Origin of the sequence: Mycobacterium sp., from assembly GCF_049683935.1 — a bacterium.
GTDB lineage: Bacteria > Actinomycetota > Actinomycetes > Mycobacteriales > Mycobacteriaceae > Mycobacterium.
Genome location: NZ_JBAUJR010000425.1, coordinates 1 through 18,438, shown reverse-complemented (window position 1 = coordinate 18,438; position 18,438 = coordinate 1). Strand labels below are relative to the sequence as shown.

Here is an 18,438-nt window from a genome sequence, read left to right as displayed (position 1 = left end):
CCCCCGGGCACACATGGCCAGCCGCACCCGGCCGATCCGCCCGCATCCCGGGGTGGGCGCGTCGCGACCGGCGCCGACCACGTCGTAACCACTGACATGGGCGTCCAACCGGGCGGAGGCTCCCTGCCAGTCCCCATCGGTGACGAGCAGCGTGCACCCGCGCTGCCGGGCCCGGGCGACCACCGCCCTGGCGCGGGTCGCCGGCACCGATCGACCACCCAGGCCGAGGACCACCAGGTCCATTCCGTCCATCAGGACCGCGGCCACCTCGACGGGGTCGGCCCCCGGTTCAGGGATGACCGCGATCCTGCTCAGGTCCGCTCCCATCTCCACCGCGGCGAGCAGTCCCACATCAGGCTGGCCGATGATGGCGACGTGACCACCCTCCGCCGTCACCGCAGCGACCATGCTCAATTGCAGCGAGCGGGCGCCCGAGAGCACTGCCACCGACCCGCGGGGCAACGACTGGGGAAGCAGCTCAGCCAGCGAATCAGGCATCGGCAGCAAAGAATCGTGACCGGGTGAGAGCTCCGGATCCGGCGGTGCCGCCCGGTGGTTCCCGCCCCCCTTGGCGGCCATCTTCTCGGACACCGAGGCCATCTGCTTGCGCAGCTGTTCTACCTGTTCAGCGCGGTGCGCCGGACGTTCATCAGCGTTCACTGCCAATGTCACAGCAGCCCCTCCAACATCACCCGACTCAGCTCTATGTTCGAAAATATGTTCGAAGCCCCAGTAAACACCCCACCACCGACAGCGTCAACCGAAGTTCCCGGCGTTGAGACTGCACTGGCGGCGCGCCCCACTCACACTTCTGCGCCCTGAGTGCAGTCTCGACGCGCCCAGGCCCAATAGCCGCACCGACAAATGGTGCCATTGACAAATGTCACCATTCGCGATGTACTCCGAAGCGTGCCCAATGACGAGCAGGCGTGCCCTTTGCCGGAACGAGGGTCGCTGCGATCTCGCAGTGCCGTGGCCATCAGCAGCCTGACACTGCGCCAGATCAGCAGCGTCCTCCCCGCCGATCAGGCGTGGGGGCTGTGGACCTCACGACAGATCGTCGCAAGGATCATGGACGCCTTCGGGCCGTCCCTGGCCGGGACCGACGTCACCCCGGTCGACACCAGGACTTCCGACGGACACCGGGTCGTCGGCGAGTGGGTCCACGGTAAAGGCGTTGCAAGTCAGGGCAAGGACACCACGCAGGCGATCTACTTCGTCCACGGCAGCGGATACGCGTTGTGCTCGCCGCGCACCCACCGCCGGCTCACCTCGTGGCTGTCGCAGCTGACGGGACTGCCGGTCTTCAGCGTCGACTACCGGTTGGCGCCGCGGCACCGCTTTCCCACTGCCGCAGACGATGTCCGGCACGGCTGGCATTGGCTGACCGAACAGTGCGGGATACCCCCCGAGCAGATCGTGGTGGCCGGCGACTCGGCGGGTGGTCACCTCGCCGTCGACCTGATGCTGCAACCCGACGTCCGACATCCCGCCAGCCTGGTGCTGCTCTCCCCACTGGTCGATCTGACGTTCGGTCTCGCCCGCACCCGGGAGCGCACCCGTCCCGATCCGGCGATCAGGTCCCGCGACGCCGCACGTCTGGTCGAGTTGTACTGCGCCGGAATCGATCCCACCCATCCACGGCTGGCACTCGATGTCGCCGGCGGACGTCCGCTGCCGCCGACGCTGATCCACGCGGGAGGCGCCGAGATGCTCGCGGCCGACGCCGTCACCCTCGCCGAGGACCTCACCGCCGCGGGTGGCCGCTGCGATCTTCAGATCTGGCCCGGTCAGGTACACGTCTTCCACGCGCTACCCCGACTCACCCCGGAGGCCGCGCCCGCGATGCGGGAGATCGCCAGATTCGTCGCAGACTCGCTGCGCACCAACAGCATCGGACAGGTGGGCTGAGATGCTTGGTCTCTTCGGCACGAAACGCAGCCACGATGCCGACGCCGTGATCACCGGCGCGGGCAGCGGTATCGGTGCCGCATTCGCCATCGAACTGGCACACCGCGGCGGCCGCGTGGTGTGCAGCGACGTCAACCTCGAGGCTGCCCGCCTGACCTCAAAAGCCATCGAAGCCGACGGCGGCCGGGCGCTGCCGGTCCAGTGCGACGTCACCAAAATCGAGCAGGTACATCAGCTCGCCGAGGAGGCCCAGTCCTGGTTCGACGGCCCACCCACGCTGGTGATCAACAACGCGGGCGTAGGCGCCGGCGGGGCCGTCATCGGTGAGACCGATCTGGCCGACTGGACCTGGGTGCTCAACGTCAACCTGTGGGGCCCGATCCACGGCTGCCACGTGTTCGCCCCGATCCTGCGGGAAGCAGGCCGTCCCGCAGGCATCATCAACGTCGCCTCGGCGGCGGCGTTCGGCGCCGCACCCGGCATGGCCGCCTACAACGTCAGCAAGGCGGGCACCCTGTCGCTTTCGGAGACCCTGGCCGCCGAACTGGCGGGCACCGGCGTCAACGTCACTGTGCTGTGCCCGACGTTCGTCAAGACCAATATCGTCGAAGCAGGGCGTATCTCCGATCAATCCACCCAGCTTGCCGATCAGCTGATGCGGTGGATCGGCTTCTCCCCCGAGCGCGTCGCCCGAACCTGCCTGGACACCCTCGACCGCGGCGGGCTCTACTGCATGCCGCAGCCCGAAGCCCGGATCGGCTGGGGCATCAAACGTTTCACCCCGACGGTGTACACCCGCGCCGTCGGCTTCACCACCCGAGTCACCACGTAGAGAGGGCCATGGCCGTGAAAACAAAAATCGACATGGATGTCATGCTGGCGAAGATCAAGGATCGCCAGTGGACACTGGCCGACATCGACTGGGACGCCCCGGGTGCCGAGATGATCACCGACGAGATGCGGCCCAAGCTCAAGGAGTTCATGGCCGACCTGTGCTGGATCGAGAACGTCGGCGCCCGCGGGTTCGCCGCGATGGCCAAGAAGGCGCCGACGCCGACCCTGGCAGAGATCTACCGTTACTTCCACGCCGAGGAGCAGCGCCACGCCAACGCCGAACTGGCCCTGATGAAGCGGTGGGGCATGCTCGACGACGGCGAGATGCCCGAACCCAACGTCAACATCCGGTTGGCGATCGACTGGCTCGACACCTACGCCGACGACATGTCGCTGTCGATCCTGGGCACCGTCATCCCGATGCTCGAGGTGGCGCTCGACGGCGCGCTGCTGAAGTTCCTGCTCGAAGAGGTGCACGACCCGGTCTGCCACCAGGTCTTCGAGAAGATCAACAACGACGAATCCCGGCATATCGCAGTCGATTTCGAGGTGCTCAACATGATCGGGCAGGCCGACGCGCGCCGCCTGCTGGTGCAGTTCGTCGGCAACGTCGCCACACCCGGCCTCATTATCGGCGCCATCATGTACATCCCACTGCTGAACCGGATGCGCAACAACATCGTCGACATGGGCCTGCAACCCGAGAAGCTCTACAACGCGATGAATCGGTTCAAGACGCTCGGCGAACGCGGCGAGAGCACCTGGCGGGTTCCGACGTATCAGATCCTGAAACTGCACGCGCGAATGGTCGTCAAACCGAACAACCCGTATCACTGGCTGGCCAACCCGATGGTGTGGGCGTCCGACTACTACCCCAAGGCGCTGCTCAAGCCGATCCCGTCGTGGTTCAAGGAACTCACCCACGAGCCGGCGGCCTGACACATGGCTGCCACCAACCGCATTCACGACACCCTCATCGTCGGCGCCGGGTTCACCGGCCTGGGCGCCGCGATCAAGCTCAGAGGAGCCGGCGTCGACGACCTCGTCATCGTCGAACGCACCGATCGTGTCGGTGGAACGTGGCGGGACAACACCTACCCCGGTGTGGCCTGCGACATCCCGTCGCTGCTGTACTCGTTCTCGTTCGTCAAGAACCCGACATGGTCGCGGGCGTACCCGTCAGGTGACGAGATCTGCCGACACATCGAGGACCTGACCGATCAGCACGAACTGCGACCGTTGATCCGTTTCAACACCGAGATCACCGGCCTGAGCTTCGACGAGGACGCCGGGGTGTGGACGGCGACCACCAAGGGGCGCAAACGCTTCCAGGCCCGGACCGTGGTCCTCGCCGGGGGTCCGCTGGCAGATCACAAGCTGCCCGACATCCGTGGCATCAACAGCTATGAAGGCCACAAGATCCACAGCGCGGCCTGGGATCACGACTACGACTTCACCGGCAAGCGCGTCGCGGTGATCGGCACCGGCGCGAGTGCTGTGCAGATCGTTCCCGAACTGGTCAAGACCGCCGAGTTCGTCAAGGTGTTCCAGCGCACCCCCGGCTGGGTGCTCCCGCGCCTGGACGTTCCGATGCCGGCGGGAGTGCAGTCGCTGTTCGCGAAGGTGCCCGCAACCCAGGAGCTCGCCCGCCAGGCGCTGTTCTGGGGCCATGAGGCCAGCGCCACCGCCCTGGTGTGGAACACGCCGCTGAGCCGCCTGGTCGGCCGCTTGGGCAAGGCGCATCTGCGCCGCAGTGTGGCCGACCCCTGGCTGCGCCGCCAGCTCACCCCCGACTTCACACCCGGCTGCAAACGCATGCTGATCTCCAGCGACTACTACCCCGCTCTGCAGCGTGACAACTGCAAGCTGATCGACTGGCCGATCGCCACGATAAGCCCGGTCGGGATCCGCACCAGTGACGGCATCGAGCACCACCTCGACGCGATCGTGTTCGCCACCGGTTACGACGTGCACCTGTCCGGCCCGCCGTTCCCGGTCACCGGACTCGGCGGCCGGTCGCTGCAGCAGGAGTGGGCCGGGCACGCCGAGGCCTACAAGAGCGCCAGCGCGCACGGCTATCCGAACCTGTTCTTCATGTGCGGGCCGAACTCCGGACCGGGCCACAACTCGCTGCTGGTCTACGTCGAGGGACAACTGGACTACGCGGTCACCGGGATCACCACGATCCTCAACCAGAACCTTCGCTACCTCGACGTGCGCGCCGAGGTTCAGCGCCGCCACAACGACGACATCCAGCAGCGATTGACCAAGACCACCTGGATGACCGGGTGCAACAGCTGGTATCTGACCGCTGACGGTTTCAACGCCTCGATGTACCCCGGGTTCGCGACGCAGTATCTTCGACAGATGCGGCAATTCCAGGTTGCGGACTATACCGCGCACGCAAGGAGCGAATCGGGCACAGCGGTGGCACGCGACGTGCGCCCGCGAGTGGTCATCTCGACGGCCTGAGATGTCCGGGCCCAGGCCGCCGCGTCCGCCGAGCGGACCGATTCCGACGATCCTGCGACGGATCCGTCGCGGGTCTCGGGACGTGGTGGAGACGGCGGTGTCACAGCTCTTCGACGCCGCGGTGCAACCGCACGGCGTCGCGGCCTCCGGCGAGTACCGCATCGAGGATCTGGCCCGGTTGGCCGGCACCACGACCCGCAACATCCGGGTCTACCGCGACCGCGGCCTGCTGCATCCGCCGCTGCGGGTCGGCCGGATCGCACTGTTCAACGACACCCACCTGACCCGCCTGCGGATGATCACCTCGCTGCTGGACCGGGGCTACAACATCGCCCACGTCAACGAGATGCTGTCGGCCTGGGAGCAGGGCAAGGACGTCGGGGACATGCTGGGCCTGGAATCGGCGATCTCGGGGAGTTGGGCCGCGGAGAAGCCGCAGCGAATGTCGCTGGCCGAGGCGAGGACGCTCGTCGACGACGACGCCGGGTTCGACCGGATGATCACCCTCGGGGTGATCAAGCTGGAGAACGACGGTGTCGACGCCACGATCATGCGGCCCAAGCTGATCGAGGCGTTCAACGAGATCCGGCAGTACGGCGTGGACACCGGCAAGCTGATCGACATCCACGAGCAGATCACCCCGCTCGTCGATCAGATCAGCAGCATCCTGGTGCGCGCCGGTGTGGACCACATCGGCGACCGCCTCAACCCGGGGGCGGAGTTGCCACCGGACACCGAGATGGCCGAGTTGATCACGATGCTGGTGCGGTTCCGCACGGTCGCGGTGTCGGCCGTCACCGCGACGTTGACGTCCTCGATCGAGGCGAACGTCGAGTCGGTGGTGGCCGCCGTCCTGGCGCAGTCGATCGAAAAATCTCCCGAGGAGTAGTCACTCCCACTCGATGGTGCCCGGCGGCTTGCTGGTGACATCAAGCACTACCCGGTTCACCTCACGCACCTCGTTGGTGATGCGGGTCGAAATCCGTTCCAGCACTTCGTAGGGCACCCGCGTCCAGTCGGCTGTCATCGCGTCCTCGCTGGACACCGGACGCAGCACGATCGGATGTCCGTAGGTGCGGCCGTCGCCCTGCACGCCCACCGAGCGGACGTCGGCCAGCAGCACCACCGGGCACTGCCAGATCTGGTGATCCAGACCGGCCGACGTCAGCTCCTCGCGGGCGATGGCATCGGCGCGGCGCAACGTGTCGAGCCGATCGGCCGTGACCTCACCGACGATCCGGATGCCCAGACCGGGACCCGGAAACGGTTGGCGAGCAACGATTTCCTCCGGAAGGCCCAGTTCCCGCCCGACCGCGCGGACCTCGTCCTTGAACAGCAGCCGCAGCGGCTCGACGAGCCTGAACTTGAGGTCACCGGGCAGTCCGCCGACGTTGTGGTGGCTCTTGATGTTCGCGGTTCCCGAACCCCCGCCGGACTCCACCACGTCGGGGTACAGCGTTCCCTGGACCAGGAACTCGACCTCGCCGTCGGCCGCGCCCAGCGCATCTCGCACCGCACCCTCGAACGCCCTGATGAACTCACGGCCGATGATCTTGCGCTTGCCCTCAGGGTTGGTGACACCGGAAAGCGCCTCGAGGAACCGGTCGGCCACATCGACGGTGACCAGCTTGGCGCCGGTCGCGGCGACAAAATCGCGCTGCACCTGCGCCCGTTCGCCCGCGCGCAGCAACCCGTGGTCGACGAACACGCAGGTCAACTGATCCCCGATGGCCCGCTGCACCAGCGCGGCCGCGACCGCCGAATCGACACCGCCGGACAGCCCGCAGATCGCCCGGCCGTCACCGATCTGGGCGCGCACCTGCTCGACGAGCGCGTCGGCGATGTTGGCCGGGGTCCACGCCGCGTCGATGCCGGCGAACTCATGGAGGAATCGGCTCAGAATCTGCTGACCGTGTGGCGTGTGCATCACCTCGGGGTGGTACTGCACGCCGGCCAGTCGACGTCCCCGGTCCTCGAACGCCGCCACCGGCGCGCCGGAACTCGTCGCCACCACCTCGAAGCCGACCGGCGCCTCGGTGACCGCGTCGCCGTGGCTCATCCACACCGGCTGGGTGTCGGGGAGGTCGGAATGGAGTTGGCCGCCAGTCACTTTCAATTCGGTGCGGCCGTACTCACTGGTCCCGGTGCGGGCCACGGTGCCGCCCAGAGCCTGTGCCATCGCCTGGAATCCGTAGCAGATGCCGAACACCGGGACGTCGAGGTCGAACAGACCGGGATCCAGTTGCGGAGCGCCTTCGCTGTAGACGCTGGCCGGGCCGCCGGACAGCACCACCGCCCGTGGATTGCGCGCCTTGATCTCCTCGACGCTGGCGGTGTGCGGGATGACCTCCGAGTACACCCGGGCCTCGCGGACGCGCCGCGCTATCAGCTGGGCGTATTGCGCGCCGAAGTCGACGACCAACACGGGACGGGGAGCAGCAGATTCCACCGGGACAGTCTAGTCGTGGCGCCCGGCCGACACCTCGGCGCGCTCGGTGAGCAAACCCGCCAGTTCCTCGGCGTAGGCCAGCTGTTGGCGCAACCGCTCTGCGCTCTCGTCGGTCTTGGCGCGGTAATCGTGCAGCCGTCGCACCGCCGCTTTGCGTTCGGCCGCCGAGGCTTTCGACTCCGACAGCGTGTCCAGGGCGCAAAGCAGATCCTTCATCTCGGCCAACGTGAAGCCCAGCGGCTTCATCCGGCGGATCACCAGCAATCGTTCGACATCGGCCTCGGTATAGAGCCGGAATCCCCCGGCACTGCGCACCGAGGGCGTCACCAGCCCCACGTCGTCGTAGTGGCGCACCGTGCGGATCGACAACTCGGTCTTCGCCGCCACCTGTCCGATCTGCATGTGCACAACCGGAAACCTACCGTAACGGGCGAGGAGACTGCCTCACCGCGGGCTATCGTTGCTCGATGAGCGTGCGTTTCGAGGAATTGGGTTGGCAGCAAACGCCGATGGGTGTCATCAGCCTGCGGCGCCGCTTCGATCTCGCGGTGCGTGCCGATGTCTACGAGGTCAAACTCGACGACGAATACCTGATGTCGAGTCTGTTCACCGTCGCCGAACGGGAACTGGCCAGACTCGGCCTGCAGCGCACCCCGGGAACGGACCTGGACATCGTCGTCGGCGGACTCGGCCTGGGCTACACCGCACAGGAAGCCCTGCTGTGCAACCGCATCCGGTCGCTGACGGTGATCGAGTACTCCGAGGCGATCATCGGCTGGCACGAACGCGACCTGCTCCCCGACACCGCCGGGTTGTCCTCCGACAGCCGGGTCACGCTGGTGCGGGCGGACTTCTTCGCCGCCGCGACGGGCGCGGCGGGATTCGCGCCCGACGCTCCCGGCCGCACCTATGACGCGATCCTGCTCGACATCGACCACTCCCCACGCCACGTGCTCGACCACCCGCACGCCGCGTTCTACACCCGCGAGGGCCTGCACGCCGCGTCGAAACACCTCGCGCCGGGAGGAACGTTCGCCCTGTGGTCCGACGACCCGCCGGACGACGACTTCTGCTCAACCCTGGAATCGGTGTTCACCGACGTCGAAGCCCGGCAGATCTGGTTCGACAACCCGCTGACCCAGGGCCGCTCCGCCAACACCGTGTATCTCGCCAACCGACCGTGACGCGCCGCACGTCGCGCCCAGGTTTGCAGTTCCGACCCGGCGGGTGTCGAAAACCAGGTCACAGTTTCGACACTGTCTGGTATCGGTACCGTTAGCGTGGCGCTCCTCGAGTGCCTGGGAGTTCGCACAGAGGAGCGAAGGAATGCGTCGCATGCGGGAGCGCTTGGGTGTCTTCGGCGCCCCGTCAGCACGAAGGCTCTACTGCGCCGCAGCCCTGCTCTTCACCGTCTGGGTCTCCGCAACGTTGATCGTTCAGTCGGTCACGCTCTTTCAACTGGATCTGTCGGTGTTCCGTGATGCCGGGAGCGCATTCAGCCGCCACCTGCCCCTGTACTCCGAGGCCTTCCCTACGTCGTCGGGATTCCGGTTCATCTATCCGCCGTTCGCCGCTGCTCTGTTCGTGCCGATGAGTTGGCTGGCTCCTGCGCTGCTGCAGATCGTCTGGGCGCTGCTGAACATCGTGCTGGTGTGGTGGGTCCTGCGGATCTGTCTGGCACGTTTGAAGGTGGACCGGCCTGACTTCTCTGCGGTGTTGCTCCTGGGGCCGGCGCTCCTGCTCGAACCGGTGCAGTCCAACTTCGAATTCGGCCAGATCAACATCGTCCTGATGGCTCTGGTCGTCGCCGATTGCCTGCGCGCCGTGCCCCGGGCACTGCGCGGTGCCGCCATCGGACTCGCCGCCTCGGTCAAGCTCACACCGGCGGGCTTCGCTCTGTTCCTGCTGGCGCGGCGGGACATCCGGTCGATCACCACCGCCGTCGGAGTGTTCCTGGCGACCGTCGCAGCCGGGTTCTGGCTGAGACCACAGGACTCGAAGTGGTTCTGGGTCAGCGAGTTCTTCCGCGACGACCGCGCCGGCAATCACGAGTTCAGCCGCAACCAGGCGATCACCGGTCCGCTGGCACGGTTCGGGCTCGAGGGCACGACCAAAGACCTCGTATGGCTCGTCGCCGCCATCACGGTGGCTGTCGCGACCTTCTGGGCGGCGCGGCGCTTTGTGCGCAACGGGGAGCACGTTGTGGCGATGGGCGTTGTGGCCCTGGCCGTTCTGCTCGCCGCCCCGATCGCCGTCACCCATCACTGGGTGTACTGCGTCATCCTGGTCCCGCTGGTGATGGCGCCCCAATACCGTTCGTGGCGTCCGTTTCTCGCATCGGCGATCGCGGTGTTCATCATCGGCCCGCACGAGATTCTGGAGAGCACCGCTTCACCGGCCATCTGGCAGCAGATCGTCGGCAGCGCTCAGTTCTTCACCGCTGTTGCGCTGCTGATCGCGGCGGCCCTTGTGGCACGACGGCGCCCGACCGGACCCGACCGGGACGACGCCACACCACCGTCGGCCGAACCGGTTCTCGCCGGGGTGCATTGATCCTCACTCAGCGGCACCGAGATTGCCCGACAGCCGGTCGTGGCGGTCGGCGGAATCCTGGTTGAGGCCGACGATCTCGACGTTCTTGTGCTTGGCCGCGTACTTCGTGGTGATCGCGTCCAGGGCGGCGACCGTCGAGGCATCCCAGATGTGCGAGTCCGACATGTCGATCACGACGCTGTCGGGATCGCCCAGATAGTCGAACTGGTAGACCAGATCGTTGCTGGACGCGAAGAAGAGTTCGCCTCGGACGCGGTAGACCACGCTGGTGACCGTGCCGTCGGCGTCGGTGGTCTCGTCGGACCTTTCGACGGTCACCAGATGGGCCACTCGACGCGCAAAGAGCACCATCGCGGTGAGCGATCCGACGATGACGCCGTAGGCCAGGTTGTGGCTGAACACCGTCACAGCGACCGTGGCCGCCATCACGAGGGTCTCGCTGCGTGGCATCCGCCGCAATGTCGACGGGGAGATGCTGTGCCAGTCCATCGTGGCCACCGACACCATGATCATCACCGCGACCAGCGCCGCCATCGGGATCAGCCCGACGATGTCACCCAGACCGACAACCAGTCCGAGCAGGAACACCCCCGCCAGGAAGGTGGAGATCCGGGTGCGCGCACCGGAGACCTTCACGTTGATCATGGTCTGGCCGATCATCGCGCAACCGCCCATGCCGCCGAAGAACCCGGTGACCACGTTGGCAACACCCTGGCCCCAGCCCTCGCGGGTCTTGTCGGAGTGGGTATCGGTGATGTCGTCGACCAGCTTGGCCGTCATCAGCGATTCCAGCAGACCCACCAACGCCATGGCCAACGCATAGGGGGCGATGATCGACAGGGTCTCCATCGTGAGCGGCACGTTCGGCACCAGAAGCGCGGGCAGGCTCGACGGTAACTCGCCCTGGTCGCCGACGTCGGGCAGGTCCACGCCCATCAGCAGGGCCGCGCCGGTGAGTCCGACGATGGCGATCAGCGGGGCCGGCACCGCGGTCGTCAGCTTCGGCAGGAACACCATGATCAGCAGGCCGACGGCCACGAACGGATACACCAGCGCAGGCACGCCCAGCAGGTGCGGCAACTGCGAGAGGAAGATCAGGATCGCCAGGGCGTTGACGAACCCGACCATGACGCTGCGCGGGATGAACCGCATCAGCCGCGCCACACCCAGCACGCTGAGCACGATCTGCAGGACACCGGCGAGAAGAACCGCCGCGACGAAGTAGTCGAGGCCGTACTCGCGCGCCAGTGGCGCGATCACCAACGCGATCGCCCCGGTCGCCGCCGAGATCATCGCCGGGCGCCCGCCGACGAAGGCGATCGTCACCGCCATCGTGAACGACGCGAACAGCCCGACCCGGGGGTCGACGCCCGCGATGATGGAAAACGAGATGGCTTCGGGAATCAGTGCCATCGCCACGACCAGGCCGGCCAGCACCTCGGTCTTCAGCCGTCGCGGAGAACGCAGCGCGGCCCAGACAGACGTGCTCGGATCTCCCGCCTCGCGGATCGTGGGGGCGGCCGCAGCCACTCGCTTGTTCAAGGAACTCCAATCAGATTGCAGCACAACGTCACCCGGCGCAGCGGTAACCGCCACGCCGCGCGCTGCCGTCGGCAACCTTACCCTTACCGGAGGGATGAGTTGAAATCACGTGGCGCACGTCACCGGTGCGCCCGCCAGTGCCGCCTATCCCGCGGAGGTGACCGGTTCGATCGGAAGGCTGCGCAGCCCTGCGGGCGCCTCGACCGGAACGACCGGGTGGGCCGGGGCGATGGGTGAGAGCCGTCGATAGGGCTCCCCCTGGGCGGGACGCAGATCCTCCTCGCCCTTGTTCGGCCACAGTGCCGCCACTCGCTCGGCCTGGGCGGTGATCGAAAGCGACGGATTCACACCGAGATTGGCCGAGATCGCGGCACCGTCCACCACCGACAGCGTCGGATAGCCGTACACCCGCTGGTAGGGGTCGATGACGCCGCTTTCCCGCGAGTCGCCGATCGCCGCACCGCCGAGGAAGTGGGCCGTGAGCGGAATGTTGAACAGTTCGCCCCAGGTGCCGCCGGCGACACCGTCGATCTTCTCGGCAATGCGCCGGGTGACCTCGTTGCCCGCCGGGATCCACGTCGGGTTCGGCTGGCCGTGGCCCTGCTTGCTGTCGAGCAGGCGGACGCCGAGTTTGGTCTTGCGCGTGAACGTGGTGATCGAGTTGTCGAGGTTCTGCATGACCAGCGCGATCATGGTGCGTTCACTCCAGCGACGCGGGTTGAGCAGCCGCAGCGTGCCCCTCGGGTCAGCCTGGGCGTTGACGAGCAGTTGCTTCCACCGCGGCACGTCGGTGCCCTGCGGCCCCGCGCCGTCGGTCATCAACGTCTGCAGCAGGCCCATGGCGTTGGAACCCTTGCCGTAGCGGCAGGGCTCGACATGGGTGTCGCTCGTCGGATGGATCGACGACGTGATCGCCACACCGTGGGTCAGGTCCAGATCGTCGGACACCGCCAGGCGTCCCGCACCGACGATGGACTCCGAATTGGTCCGGGTCAGCACGCCGAGGCGATCGGAGATCTTCGGCAGCGTGTTGGTGTCGCGCATCTTGAACAGCAGCTTCTGGGTTCCCCAGGTGCCTGCCGCGAGAATCACGTAGCGCGCCGTGAAGGTCTTGCGCCGCCTGCGCAGCTTGCCGCCGGTGCGGGTGGTGCGCACCTCCCACAGCCCGTCCGGGCGCTGCTTGAAGTCCTTGACCATGGTCAGCGGATGCACTTGTGCCCCAGCGGATTCCGCGAGTCCCAGGTAGTTCTTCACCAGGGTGTTCTTGGCGCCGTACCGGCACCCGGTCATACAGGATCCGCACTCGATGCAGCCTGTGCGTGCCGGCCCGGCACCACCGAAGTAGGGGTCCGCGACGCGCTTGCCCGGCGTCTTCTGCCCGTCGGCGCCGAAGAACACCCCGACCGGCGTGGCGACGAAGGTGTCGCCGACTCCCATGTCCTCGGCAACCTCCTTCATGATCCGGTCCGCGTCGGTGAAGGTCGGGTTGGTCACCACGCCGAGCATCCGTTGGGCCTGCTCGTAGTGCGGCATCAACTCGGCGCGCCAGTCGGTGATGTCCTTCCACTGAGGGTCGTTGAAGAACGGCTCCGGCGGCACGTACAACGTGTTGGCGTAGTTCAGTGAGCCACCGCCGACGCCTGCGCCGGCCAGGATCATGACATTGCGCAGCAGGTGGATGCGCTGGATGCCGTACATCCCGAGTTGCGGCATCCACAGGAACTTGCGCAGGTTCCACGAGGTCTTGGCGAACTCGTCGTCGGCAAACCGGCGACCGGCTTCCAGCACGCCGACCCGGTAGCCCTTTTCGGTGAGCCGCAGTGCGCTGACACTGCCGCCGAACCCCGAACCGATGATGACGACGTCGTAGTCAGGCTCCATCCACACATTATGAACTTACCCACCGGTAACTTGCTAGAGAGGCGACCCTAACCGGCGCGGGCGATACTGTCGGTGGCTGTGGCGAACCGGACGACAGACGGCATCACTGCCCGCGAGGCGAAACGCCTGCAGACCAGAGAGCGACTGATGGGCGCTGCCATCGCGGAGTTCAAGCGGGCCGGGATGGCCGATGCCGACGTCGGCGCCATCGTGGCAGCGGCCGGCGTCGCCCATGGCACGTTCTTCTTCCACTTCCCCACCAAGGAACACGTGCTTCTCGAACTCGAGTTGCGCGAGGAGAGCCGGATCGCCAAGCGGTTCGCACAATTCACCAAGTCGACGGTGGACCTGGCGTCGTCACTGCGCGAAGCGGTGGACCTGGTGATGGGCCTCGAACGCCGCCTGGGCGTGCTGCTGTTCAAGGACTTCCTTGCGCTGCACTTCTCACCGACCCGTCCGGCGACCGAGGAGGGCCACGATCACCCGCTGATCGTCCTGGTCGCCCACCAGATCGAGGCGGCCCGGCTGCGCGGCGACACCGGCTCCAATGTCACGCCGATGAACAGCGCGATCTATTTCCTGCTCGGGCTCTACGCGCTGTTGATCACGACCGACGATTCACCCGCAAGAACGGGCCTGATCGACGACTATCTGGTCCGCACCCTGCGCAGCATGGAGTGAGCCGGATCAACTTCCGACGGTGAGCCCGACCTTCTGGAACTCCTTGAGGTCGCAGTACCCGGCCTTGGCCATCGACCTACGCAGCCCGCCGACGAGGTTCAGCGAGCCGAACGGATCGTCCGAGGGGCCGTTGAGCACCTGCTCCAGCGACGGTCGCGCGTCGGCGGCCACCTCCAGCAGGCCGCCACGCGGCAGTGACGGGTGGGCTGCCGCTGCGGGCCAGAACCAGCCTCCCCCAAGGGCTTCGGCGGCCGAGGCCAACGGGGTGCCGAGCAGTGCGGCGTCCGCGCCGCAGGCGATCGCCTTCGCAAGGTCTCCGGAGGTGTGGATGTCACCGTCCGCGAGCACGTGCACGTACCGCCCGCCGGTCTCGTCGAGGTATTCGCGCCGTGCCGCCGCGGCGTCGGCGATGGCCGTGGCCATCGGCACGCTGATACCCAGAACCTCGTCGGACGTCGTCACCCCGGAGGTCGAACCGTAGCCGACGATGACGCCGGCGGCGCCGGTGCGCATCAGGTGCAGTGCGGTGCGGTGGTCGAGCACACCTCCGGCGACCACCGGGACGTCCAGCTCGGAGATGAAGGTCTTGAGGTTGAGCGGTTCGGAATCCTGCGCGACGCGCTCGGCGGAGATGATCGTGCCCTGGATGACGAGCAGGTCGATGCCCGCCGCCACCAAGGTGGGCGTCAGCGCCTGAGCGTTCTGCGGGCTGATGCGCACCGCGGTGGTCACCCCGGCCTCGCGGATTCGTGCGACGGCGGCCCCGAGGAGCTCGGGATCTATTGGCGCCGAATGTAATTGCTGCAGCAGCCGGATGGACTCCGACGGATAGGGCTCTTTGTGCGCGGCCTCGAGGACTTCGGTGAGGCGCGCACCGACATCGGCGTGCCGCCCGATCAGTCCTTCACCGTTGAGCACACCGAGGCCACCGAGGCGTCCGAGCTCGATCGCGAACTCCACCGACACCAGGGCGTCGGTGGGATGCGAGATGACCGGGATCTCGAACCGGTACGCATCCAGCTGCCAGGACGTCGAGACGTCTTTCGAGGAGCGGGTGCGCCGCGACGGGACGATGTTGATGTCACCGAGTTCGTAGGTTCGACGCGCGGTCCGGCCCATGCCGATTTCGACCATGTCTCGCATGTTGATCAGTCCTTGATCGGGCCGGGGCCCTAGCGGTTGGAGTAGTTCGGGGCTTCCACGGTCATGGTGATGTCGTGAGGATGGCTCTCCTTGAGCCCGGCCGCGGTGATCTGGACGAACTGGGCCTGCTGCAGCTGCTCGATCGTCGCCGAACCGGTGTACCCCATCGCCGCCCGCAGTCCACCTGTCAGCTGGTGGATGACCGTCGACAGCGGCCCCCGGTAGGGCACCCGCCCCTCGATGCCCTCAGGCACCAGCTTGTCCTCGGAGAGCACGTCGTCCTGGAAGTAGCGGTCCTTGGAGTACGAGCCGCGAGACGGACCGGACGCATCCCCACCGCTGGCCCGGCCCTGCATGGCGCCCAGCGAGCCCATCCCGCGATAGCCCTTGAACTGCTTGCCGTTGACCAGGATCAGATCGCCCGGGGACTCGGCGGTGCCGGCGAGCAGGGATCCCAGCATCGTGGTGGATGCACCAGCGGCCAGCGCCTTGGCGATGTCGCCGGAGTACTGCAGCCCGCCGTCGGCGATCACGGGAACACCGTAGGGCTTGCAGGCCGCCACCGCCTCCATGATCGCGGTGATCTGCGGGGCACCGACACCGGCGACCACCCGGGTGGTGCAGATCGACCCGGGGCCGACACCGACCTTCACCGCGTCGGCGCCGGCGTCCACGAGTGCGGCGGCCGCGGCCCGGGTGGCGACGTTTCCGCCGACCACCTCCACGCGATCACCGACTGCAACCTTGAGTCGGTGCACCATGTCGAGCACACCACGGTTGTGGGCGTGGGCGGTGTCCACGATCAGCACGTCCACACCTGCGTCGGCGAGCATCATCGACCGCGTCCAGGCGTCGTTGCCGACGCCCACCGCCGCGCCGACCAGCAGTCGGCCGTCGCTGTCCTTGGTGGCGAACGGGAACTGCTCGGTCTTGACGAAGTCCTTGACGGTGATGAGCCCGGTGAGCTTGCCGCTACCGTCGACGATCGGCAGCTTCTCGATCTTGTACCGGCGCAACAGCCCCAGGGCGGCTTCAGCGGATACCCCTGCCTGCGCGGTGATCAGCGGCGATTTGGTCATCACCTCGGAGACCGGCTTGGACTGGTCGACCTCGAAGCGCATGTCGCGGTTGGTGATGATCCCGACGAGCTGCCCATCCGTATCGACGACCGGCAGGCCCGAGATGCGGAACCGCGCACACATGGCGTCGACCTCGGCCAGCGTGTTGTGGGGCGAGCAGGTCACGGGGTCGGTGACCATCCCGGCCTCGGAGCGCTTGACGGTCTCGACCTGCCCGGCCTGCTCGGTCATCGGGAGATTGCGGTGCAGCACCCCCATGCCCCCGGCCCGCGCCATCGCGATCGCCATGCGCGATTCGGTGACGCTGTCCATCGCCGAACTCACCAGCGGCACCTTCAGCCGGATCCGGCGGGTCAGCTGGCTCGAGGTGTTCGCTGTGGCGGGAATCACATCGGAGGCGGCGGGCAGCAGCAGCACGTCGTCAAAAGTGAGTCCCAGCATCGCGACCTTGGTGGGGTCGTCACCGCCGGTGGGCACCGGAACGGCGATGGGGATGCTGCTTTCGGCGATCGACATGGGGTGGGCCTCCAGTAACAGTGCAGCCAGGCACAGACGCGACCTGAATGCCACATCTTATCGGCAACCAGCGTGCGGTTTCGGTTCCCCCGACGTGCCACGGGAGTGCTGGCGCGATGCCTGGGGGGCTGCGTACTCTTGGTGTCGTGCGAGATCACTTGCCACCAGGACTGCCACCCGACCCGTTCGCCGACGACCCGTGCGACCCGTCGGCTGCGCTCGACGCCCTGGAGCCGGGCCAGCCACTGGACCCGCAGGAGCGCACCGCGGTCGAAGCCGACCTCGCTGATCTGGCGGTATACGAGGCATTGCTGGCCCACAAAGGAATTCGCGGGCTCGTGGTCTGCTGTGACGAATGCCAGCAGGACCACTATCACGACTGGGACATGCTGCGTGCCAACCTGCTGCAGCTGCTCGTCGACGGCACCGTCCGTCCGCACGAACCTGCTTTTGATCCCGAGCCCGACGCCTACGTCACGTGGGACTACTGCCGCGGTTACGCCGACGCCTCGCTCAATGAAGCCGCGTCAGAACCCGACGGCTATCGCTGAGGGCTGAATCCCCACGCTCGCGTCAGCTCGGCCCCTCGGGCGTCTGCGCGGGTACGACCAGGGTCGTGGTGGGCAGCGGCGCCGCCGGTGACGGTTCGACCGTCGGTGTCGGAATCGGCGTCGCTGTCGTCTGCGGGCTCGGCGTCGGAATCGGCGTCGCTGTTGGCTGCGGAGTCGCCGAGGATGACGGCGCCGGCTCTGCGGCCGCCGACGAGGTCGCCGACGCGGACGACTGGGAGATCACCGACGACGACGTGGTGGTCGTCGCCGAGGTCGACGGCGCCGTCGTGGAGGTCGGCCCCGTCGTCGAACTCGGTGCCGTCGTCTCAGACGTGGTCGAGGTCGTCGGCGAAGCGCTCGTCTCCGACGTCGACGGTGTCGTCGTCTCCGAGGATGACGGCGTGGTCGTCTCCGGCGATGTCGTGGAGGGCGACGACGTCGCCGGCTCCGAGGTCACCGACGTATCGGTGATCAGCGTGCCGGGATCCAGGTTCACCACCGGAACCTCCGGGAAGGTCGGCAGCGGAGCCCCGGGCGGCGGCGTCGCAGCCGCATCCTGAGCCTCGACCTTGACCGTCAGCTCCTGCCACTGCGTGACCAGTTCCTGCTTGCTCTCAACGTCATCCACCGTCGCGACGGTGGTCGTGATCGTTTCCAGCTTGGTCTGCGCGGCCTGCCAGTCGCCTTGATCGATGAGCTGCTGGACCTCGGCCATCTCGGTCTGGGCGGCCAGGATCACCGCGTCGTCCCGCAGCGTCGCCTCCTCACCGAAGAGCATCGAGCGCAGCCCGTACAGCGCATCCCCGGGGCCCGCGCCGGCCACCAC

Annotated in this window: 17 protein-coding genes; 10 read left to right on the top strand and 7 right to left on the bottom strand. The window is 67.1% G+C overall.

The features are described from left to right. Window positions 1-672: DnaE2-dependent mutagenesis accessory factor ImuA' (gene imuA' / locus WA965_RS23935; protein WP_526448145.1), on the bottom strand; the 672-nt coding region annotated here is incomplete at its 3' end. Between the two features lie 300 nt (window positions 673-972). Here imuA' and WA965_RS23930 point away from each other — a divergent pair. From WA965_RS23930 to WA965_RS23910, 5 genes are read left to right on the top strand one after another with little or no spacing between them, the layout of a single operon-like run. Beyond that, entirely contained in the window at window positions 973-1,911 is a 939-nt protein-coding gene (locus WA965_RS23930; protein WP_526448144.1) for an alpha/beta hydrolase, read from the top strand. Between the two features lies 1 nt (window position 1,912). Beyond that, complete coding sequence (locus WA965_RS23925) at window positions 1,913-2,743, top strand: SDR family NAD(P)-dependent oxidoreductase (RefSeq protein ID WP_526298429.1); 831 nt, start codon at window positions 1,913-1,915, stop codon at window positions 2,741-2,743. Window positions 2,744-2,751: 8 nt separating this feature from the next. After that, entirely contained in the window at window positions 2,752-3,684 is a 933-nt protein-coding gene (locus WA965_RS23920) for a ferritin-like domain-containing protein (protein WP_526298427.1), read from the top strand. Between the two features lie 3 nt (window positions 3,685-3,687). Further along, entirely contained in the window at window positions 3,688-5,217 is a 1,530-nt protein-coding gene (locus tag WA965_RS23915) for a flavin-containing monooxygenase (protein WP_526298425.1), read from the top strand. 1 nt (window position 5,218) lies between these two features. Next, the gene (locus WA965_RS23910; protein WP_526298423.1) at window positions 5,219-6,106 is read left to right on the top strand and encodes a MerR family transcriptional regulator; all 888 of its coding nucleotides are present in this window, start codon (window positions 5,219-5,221) and stop codon (window positions 6,104-6,106) included. On the opposite strand, the gene guaA is transcribed toward WA965_RS23910, so the two are convergent. Both guaA and WA965_RS23900 read right to left on the bottom strand, forming a co-directional pair. After that, a complete protein-coding gene (guaA, locus tag WA965_RS23905; RefSeq protein WP_526298421.1) occupies window positions 6,107-7,666 on the bottom strand; it encodes a glutamine-hydrolyzing GMP synthase in 1,560 nt (519 codons plus the stop codon). A 9-nt stretch (window positions 7,667-7,675) separates the two neighbouring features. Further along, on the bottom strand, window positions 7,676-8,068 hold the full coding sequence (locus WA965_RS23900) for a MerR family transcriptional regulator (RefSeq protein WP_526298419.1): 393 nt from the start codon (window positions 8,066-8,068) through the stop codon (window positions 7,676-7,678). A gap of 65 nt (window positions 8,069-8,133) precedes the next feature. Between WA965_RS23900 and WA965_RS23895 the strand changes: the two genes are divergently transcribed. Further along, the gene (locus WA965_RS23895) at window positions 8,134-8,850 is read left to right on the top strand and encodes a polyamine aminopropyltransferase (protein ID WP_526298417.1); all 717 of its coding nucleotides are present in this window, start codon (window positions 8,134-8,136) and stop codon (window positions 8,848-8,850) included. Between the two features lie 151 nt (window positions 8,851-9,001). Then, complete coding sequence (locus tag WA965_RS23890; RefSeq protein ID WP_526298415.1) at window positions 9,002-10,219, top strand: glycosyltransferase 87 family protein; 1,218 nt, start codon at window positions 9,002-9,004, stop codon at window positions 10,217-10,219. Window positions 10,220-10,222: 3 nt separating this feature from the next. On the opposite strand, the gene WA965_RS23885 is transcribed toward WA965_RS23890, so the two are convergent. Together WA965_RS23885 and WA965_RS23880 are read right to left on the bottom strand one after the other, a co-directional pair. Continuing rightward, entirely contained in the window at window positions 10,223-11,761 is a 1,539-nt protein-coding gene (locus tag WA965_RS23885; protein ID WP_526298413.1) for a SulP family inorganic anion transporter, read from the bottom strand. Between the two features lie 144 nt (window positions 11,762-11,905). Beyond that, window positions 11,906-13,642: a GMC oxidoreductase gene (locus WA965_RS23880; RefSeq protein ID WP_526298411.1), complete on the bottom strand. Its 1,737-nt coding sequence runs from the start codon at window positions 13,640-13,642 to the stop codon at window positions 11,906-11,908. 147 nt (window positions 13,643-13,789) lie between these two features. Between WA965_RS23880 and WA965_RS23875 the strand changes: the two genes are divergently transcribed. Then, window positions 13,790-14,323: a TetR family transcriptional regulator gene (locus tag WA965_RS23875; protein ID WP_526298435.1), complete on the top strand. Its 534-nt coding sequence runs from the start codon at window positions 13,790-13,792 to the stop codon at window positions 14,321-14,323. A 6-nt stretch (window positions 14,324-14,329) separates the two neighbouring features. Here WA965_RS23875 and WA965_RS23870 read toward each other — a convergent pair whose 3' ends face one another. Together WA965_RS23870 and guaB are read right to left on the bottom strand one after the other, a co-directional pair. Further along, window positions 14,330-15,457: a GuaB3 family IMP dehydrogenase-related protein gene (locus tag WA965_RS23870; RefSeq protein ID WP_526298409.1), complete on the bottom strand. Its 1,128-nt coding sequence runs from the start codon at window positions 15,455-15,457 to the stop codon at window positions 14,330-14,332. A gap of 38 nt (window positions 15,458-15,495) precedes the next feature. Continuing rightward, window positions 15,496-17,061, bottom strand: a complete 1,566-nt coding sequence (guaB, locus tag WA965_RS23865) for an IMP dehydrogenase (RefSeq protein ID WP_526298407.1) — start codon at window positions 17,059-17,061, stop codon at window positions 15,496-15,498. Window positions 17,062-17,207: 146 nt separating this feature from the next. Here guaB and WA965_RS23860 point away from each other — a divergent pair, with 146 nt between their 5' ends. Together WA965_RS23860 and WA965_RS23855 are read left to right on the top strand one after the other, a co-directional pair. After that, a complete protein-coding gene (locus WA965_RS23860; protein WP_178358888.1) occupies window positions 17,208-17,612 on the top strand; it encodes a DUF5319 family protein in 405 nt (134 codons plus the stop codon). 65 nt (window positions 17,613-17,677) lie between these two features. Continuing rightward, on the top strand, window positions 17,678-18,172 hold the full coding sequence (locus WA965_RS23855; RefSeq protein WP_526298405.1) for a hypothetical protein: 495 nt from the start codon (window positions 17,678-17,680) through the stop codon (window positions 18,170-18,172). Window positions 18,173-18,438: the final 266 nt, after the last annotated feature.